General features: G+C 69.5%; 6 protein-coding genes. 4 read left to right on the top strand and 2 right to left on the bottom strand.

Annotated elements, in window-relative coordinates; all coding sequences use genetic code 11:
* On the top strand, positions 1 to 487 hold a 487-nt coding region (locus ACWGIU_RS27750; protein ID WP_453710242.1), incomplete at its 5' end, for a L,D-transpeptidase family protein.
* A 352-nt stretch (positions 488 to 839) separates the two neighbouring features.
* Here the strand turns inward: ACWGIU_RS27750 and ACWGIU_RS27745 are convergent.
* Both ACWGIU_RS27745 and ACWGIU_RS27740 read right to left on the bottom strand, forming a co-directional pair.
* Complete coding sequence (locus tag ACWGIU_RS27745; RefSeq protein WP_453710240.1) at positions 840 to 1520, bottom strand: esterase/lipase family protein; 681 nt, start codon at positions 1518 to 1520, stop codon at positions 840 to 842.
* A gap of 380 nt (positions 1521 to 1900) precedes the next feature.
* Positions 1901 to 2509, bottom strand: a complete 609-nt coding sequence (locus tag ACWGIU_RS27740) for a transmembrane-type terpene cyclase (protein WP_453710244.1) — start codon at positions 2507 to 2509, stop codon at positions 1901 to 1903.
* 132 nt (positions 2510 to 2641) lie between these two features.
* Between ACWGIU_RS27740 and ACWGIU_RS27735 the strand changes: the two genes are divergently transcribed.
* The 3 genes from ACWGIU_RS27735 (at position 2642) to ACWGIU_RS27725 (ending at position 5605) form a co-directional block, all read left to right on the top strand.
* Complete coding sequence (locus tag ACWGIU_RS27735; protein WP_453710238.1) at positions 2642 to 3589, top strand: TIGR03619 family F420-dependent LLM class oxidoreductase; 948 nt, start codon at positions 2642 to 2644, stop codon at positions 3587 to 3589.
* 13 nt (positions 3590 to 3602) lie between these two features.
* Positions 3603 to 4388: an SDR family NAD(P)-dependent oxidoreductase gene (locus ACWGIU_RS27730; RefSeq protein ID WP_453710236.1), complete on the top strand. Its 786-nt coding sequence runs from the start codon at positions 3603 to 3605 to the stop codon at positions 4386 to 4388.
* 95 nt (positions 4389 to 4483) lie between these two features.
* Complete coding sequence (locus ACWGIU_RS27725) at positions 4484 to 5605, top strand: LLM class flavin-dependent oxidoreductase (RefSeq protein ID WP_453710234.1); 1122 nt, start codon at positions 4484 to 4486, stop codon at positions 5603 to 5605.
* The last annotated feature ends 19 nt before the right edge of the window (positions 5606 to 5624 follow it).

Here is a 5624-nt window from a genome sequence, read left to right as displayed (position 1 = left end):
GTCCACGGCCACCTTCTACACGCGCCCCGCGGTCGGCGCCGACTGGGTCCGGGCCGAGAGCTGGCCGGCCCGCAACGGGGCCAACGGCTGGTCCGTCGAGCGCACATACGGAGACCTGACCTCGCCGATGGGCGTCTTCGCGCTCACCGACGCGGGCGGCCTGCTGCCGAAGCCGCCCGGGACCCGGCTCCCGTACGACATGGACACGGGGTTCGTCGCCACGGGCCTCGGGGTGAACGGGGAGTCCCTGGAGGGCTCCTTCGACTACGTCGTCGCCATCGACTTCAACCGCAGGCCGGGCCGGTCCCCGCTGGACCCGGTCATGCCGGACGGCGAGGACAAGGGCGGCAACATCTGGCTGCACGTGGACCACGACGGCCCCTCGCAGGGCTGCGTGGGTATCCCGAAGGCGGCCATGAAGCAGGTCCTGGAGACCCTCGACCCGGCGGCGAAGCCGGTCATCGTGATGGGGCCGGAAGGCTTCTGAGGCGGGCTGGTGCTGTGGCCTGGCGGGCGTCGTGACCCGGTGAACCTTCCCGGCCACAGCACCAGGACCAACAGACGCTTTTGGGAGAGGGTGGTGGGCTGAACTGCCCCGGGCTCCCGCCCGAAAGCCCTTCGGCCTCGGGGCACAGGCTCAAGGCGGGCAGGGACGGCCGGATGGCCCTCCCGATCGGGGAAGGCCCTCCGGCCCCGTCGATGACCAAGGGGCCGGCGTTCGCCCGACCACTGGACGGTGCCACGGGGCGGTGCCGTGGGGCGGTGGGGATCCGCCCGCTGAGGAGTGCCCCGTCACGACCGGGCGCTGCCGGACCCACTGCCTGGTGACGAGGGGCGCCTCAGCCGTTGACGAAGTCGCGCACCTGCCCGTAGACGGTCGGATCCGAACCGATGGCGATGTGACCGAGGCAGGCGGTCTGGGTGTTCTTCGCGCCGCTCAGGGAGACACTGCTGTCCGGGTTGATGATCGCGTCGCAGGGCGACCACCAGGTGCCGTAGCGCGGGGTGCCCGGGGTCTCGTCGCCGGCGTTGAGCGAGGTGAGGAAGGCGGACCCGATGCGCATCTCGAGGCAGGAGGTGTAGGCGCATCCGTTGGCCCAGTCGGTGCCGTGGTTGGGGCCGCCCAGCGAGACCCAGGCGTCGATCTTTCCGCTGCCGGCCAGGTTCTTGGCGTAGTAGCGGCTGGACAGGCCACCCATGGAGTGGCTGACGATGTCGACCTTGGACGCGCCGGTGGCCGCGAGCAGGCGGTCGACCTCGGCGGCCAGTTGCTGGGCGGTGGTGGCGTTGGACTGTTGCCAGTCGTAGCTCCACTGGTCCAGGTACGACGACGGCCAGCCGTCGGCTCGGAAGTCGTCCGCCATGGTGTTCCAGTAGGAGCCCGACGAGCTGTATCCGTGGACGAACAGGATGGGGTTGCTGGAGGGTCCGAAAGCGGATGTACCGGCGGCGTGGCCCGGAGCCGCGGACGTGAGCGCGAACAGGGCGCTCACGAGGGCGGCGAGCACGTATTTCTTCAAGGCGTACCTCTAGGTGATCGGCTCGGTGGGGGGAGGCGCGACAGGAGGTTACTTCTGAGTAGGTCGGTCGGGTCAATGGCCTACCGGGATTCGATACCGGCCCTTGACCTGCAGTTTCGCTCCACGTCGTAGCGTTTGTGAGGGCCGTGGTCCTCAACCGGCCCATGTCCCCGAGCGTGCGTCAGACGACCTGCGGGCTGTGTCGAGGGCGCCGTTCACGGACCGTTCGCGACAGCCGGATCCCTGCGAAGCGGGGGTGGGGCCTGCTCGGACTTGTCCGGCCGATCATGTGACTACTCCGTGTCCAGGTGGTGAACCCGCCGCGCGAGCGGCCCAGGCCCATGCACCGCATCCGACGCCGTGCGCCGATCCACCGGAGATCACGGGACAGCCCTTGGGTGGGGCCGCAGCAGCAGTCCGATGTAAGCGAGGTCGAAGACGCTGCACAGGATCCCGAGGCCGAGGATGAACGGCGCGTCCTCCAGCACGCCGAACATCAGGGTCGGGGCGAGCGTGCCCAGCCATTTGGCGACGGCGATGATCAGCGACTGCCCGAGCGGCCCCTGCCGGGAGGCGTAGAGGGCGATGAACAGGCCGGACATCAGCAGGTTCTGCAGGAACGCCGCGTACCGGCTCGCGTCGTGCGCCCCGAAGTGCGCCAGGAACAGCCACTGCACCGCGAATCCCGTACCGAACACCAGGATCGACCAGGCGGCGAAGATCGGCCGGGTCACGAAGTCCGGGAGCTCGGCCCGCCCGAAGCGCAGGTAGGTGTAGACGATCAGCAGGTCGGCCACCGCCCACACCACGTTGACCACGCCTTGGGCGGAGACGCCCACCGAGAAGTCGCGGACCGCGTAGGTGCTCTCCCAGGCGAAGTTGAGGGCGAGCGCGGCGACCGGCATCGCGTACGTCCGGTCCCGCAGGCCGACGCGGATCGCCTCCACATACACGACCGTCCAGGCGATCCCGCTGACCAGCGTGAGCATCAGATCCACGCACGCACCCTAGCGAGGGGTTCGGCCGGGTGTGTCGCACCCCTTGTCTGACGGTCCGTCAGCTATGACGATGGCCCCGCACCGATATGACGAATCGGCAGACGAAGGCGAGGCGGGCCCGCCATGGCGCGCGTATTTCCGCAAGGTCGGCTGGTCTACGGGATGCAGCTCCCGGTCCAGTCGCAGAGCACCCTCTACGCCGAGCCCTGGGAGGCGTCGGCCACCGCCGCCGATCTCGCCGGGATCGCGCGGGCCGCCGACCGGGCCGGCTTCGGGTACCTGGCCACCTGTGACCACGTGGCCATCCCCCGGCGGCTCGCAGGCCCCATGGGCACCGTCTGGTACGACCCGGTGGCGACCCTGTCCTTCCTCGCCGGCATCACCGAACGCACGCGGCTGCTGAGCCACGTCGCGATCCTGGGCCTGCGCCACCCGCTGATCAGCGCCAAGCAGTACGCCACCCTCGACCACCTCTCCGGCGGCCGGCTGATCCTCGGGGTGGGCGCCGGGCACGTGCAGGAGGAGTTCGAGATCCTCGGCGTGGACTTCGCGCGCCGCGGCGGGGTCCTCGACGAGACCCTGGACGCGCTGCGGGCGGCGCTCGGGCCCGGGGAATACCCGGAGTTCGAGGGCGAGCTGTTCTCCTTCAAGGACCTCGGCCAGCTGCCCCGGCCCGCCCAGGAGCGGATCCCCGTCTGGGTCGGCGGCTCCTCGCCCGCCGCCGTGCGCCGTGCCGCGGTGCGTGGGGACGGCTGGCTCCCGCAGGGCGACCCGCGCGAGAAGCTCCCGCGGCAGATCGCCCGGATCAAGGAGCTCCGCGAGGCGGCGGGGGTGACCGATCCCATCGAGTTCGGCGCGATCACCGAGGCGCTGTACGTCGGCGAGCCCGGCTGGGACACCGGCCGCCGCACCCTCACCGGCAAGGCGGAGGAGCTCGCCGCGTCCCTGCGGGAGTACAAGGCGCTCGGCGTGGACCAGATCCAGGTGCGCTTCCGCAGCCGCTACCGCGCCGAGCTCGTCGATCAGATCACCGCTTTCGGGGCCGAGGTGGCCCCCCTCCTCAACGACTAGGGGCTGACGGATCATGGGCAAGCTGGACGGGCGCGTCGTCATCATCACCGGTGCGGCGCGCGGGCAGGGCGAGCAGGAGGCCCGGCTCTTCGCCGCCGAGGGCGCACGGGTGCTCCTCGGTGACGTGCTGGACGAGCAGGGTGCGGCGGTGGCCAAGGACATCGGCGAGGACCGGGCCCGGTACGTACGGATGGACGTGAGCCGCGAGGAGGACTGGGCGGCCGCCGTCGCCGTCGCGAAGGAGACCTTCGGCCCGATCGACGGCCTGGTCAACAACGCGGGCATCCTGCGCTTCAACGAGCTGACCGCGACCCCGCTGGAGGAGTTCCGGCAGGTGGTTCAGGTCAACCAGGTGGGTGCCTTCCTCGGCATCAAGGCGGTGGCCCCCGAGATCGAGGCGGCCGGCGGCGGCACCATCGTCAACACCTCCTCGTACACGGGCCTGACGGGCATGGCGTACGTCGGCACGTACGCCGCGACCAAGGCGGCGATCCTCGGCCTCACCCGGGTGGCCGCGCTGGAGCTGGCGGGCAAGGGCATCCGGGTCAACGCGATGTGCCCGGGTGCCGTGGACACCCCGATGGCCAACCCGGGCCTGCTGGACCCGGCGAACATGACCGACGAGGCCAAGGACGCGATGGCCGAGCTCTACAAGCGGGTGGTCCCGATGGGGCGGGTGGGGCGGCCGGAGGAGATCGCGAAGCTGGCGCTCTTCCTGACGGGCGAGGACTCCTCGTACATCACGGGCCAGCCGTTCGTGATCGACGGCGGTTGGATGGCGGGCGTCAGCATTCTCTGATGGGGCGTCAGGTATTGACGCTCACGCCCCGGCGATGGAACAGTCGAGACATCGGATCTGACGTAACGTCAGAAACTAAAGGACGGTGAACCCCCTTGGAATTCGGGCTCTTTGTGCAGGGATACGTGCCTGAGGCGCGATCCAAGGTCGACCCCGAGGCAGAGCACAAGGCGCTGATCGAGGAGACCGAGTACGTCATACAGGCGGACAAGTCCGGCTTCAAGTACGCCTGGGCCTCCGAGCACCACTTCCTGGAGGAGTACTCGCACCTGTCGGCGAACGAGGTGTTCCTCGGGTACCTCGCCCACGCCACCGAGCGCATCCACCTCGGCTCCGGCATCTTCAACCCGCTCGCCCCGGTGAACCACCCGGTCAAGGTGGCCGAGAAGGTCGCCATGCTCGACCACCTCTCCAAGGGCCGCTTCGAATTCGGCACCGGCCGAGGCGCGGGCAGCCACGAGATCCTCGGCTTCCTGCCGGGCATCGAGGACATGAACGGCACCAAGGAGATCTGGGAGGAGACCATCGCGGAATTCCCCAAGATGTTCCTCCAGGAGGAGTACGAGGGGTTCCAGGGCAAGCACTGGTCGCTCCCGCCGCGGAAGATCTTCCCCAAGCCGTACGGGAAGGCCCACCCGGCCATGTGGTACGCCGCCGGATCCCCGTCCTCGTACGCGATGGCGGCGAAGAAGGGCCTCGGCGTACTGGGCTTCAGCGTGCAGAAGGTCTCCGACATGGAGTGGGTCCTCGACCAGTACAAGACGGCCGTCCGGGAGGCGAAGGCCATCGGGGCCTTCGTCAACGACAACGTCATGGTCACCTCGACCGCGATCTGCGCCGAGACCCACGACAAGGCCGTCGAGATCGCCGTCAACGCCAACATGAACCGCTTCCAGTCGCTGGTCTTCCGCTACCACGACACCTTCCCGCGGCCCGAGGCGATTCCGCAGTGGCCCGAGACCCTGCCGGAGTACAACGCGGAGATCATCGAGCTCCTGATCGCCGAGGAACTCCTGATCTGCGGCGACCCGTCGGAGGTCCGCGCCCAGTGCAAGCGCTGGGAGCAGGCCGGCGCCGACCAGCTGTCCTTCGGCCTGCCGACGGGCGTCTCGCCCGAGGACACGATGACGACGATCAAGCTGATCGGCGAACACGTGATCCCGCACATCGACACGGACCCGGTCCACCGCACGACCCGCTTCCGCCAGGCCGTCTGACCCGGCGCAGAGACGGGGA

Source organism: Streptomyces sp. NPDC054840 (genome assembly GCF_053611065.1).
Note: the sequence above shows the minus strand (reverse complement) of the source record. Positions and strands in the feature narration are given on the sequence as shown.

Bases quoted from the DNA above. Each gene is read 5' to 3' on its own strand.
- ACWGIU_RS27735 (WP_453710238.1), top strand. From the start codon at position 2,642: ATGGCGCGCGTATTTCCGCAAGGTCGGCTGGTCTACGGGATGCAGCTC.
- ACWGIU_RS27740 (WP_453710244.1), bottom strand. From the start codon at position 2,509: ATGCTCACGCTGGTCAGCGGGATCGCCTGGACGGTCGTGTATGTGGAG.
- ACWGIU_RS27730 (WP_453710236.1), top strand. From the start codon at position 3,603: ATGGGCAAGCTGGACGGGCGCGTCGTCATCATCACCGGTGCGGCGCGC.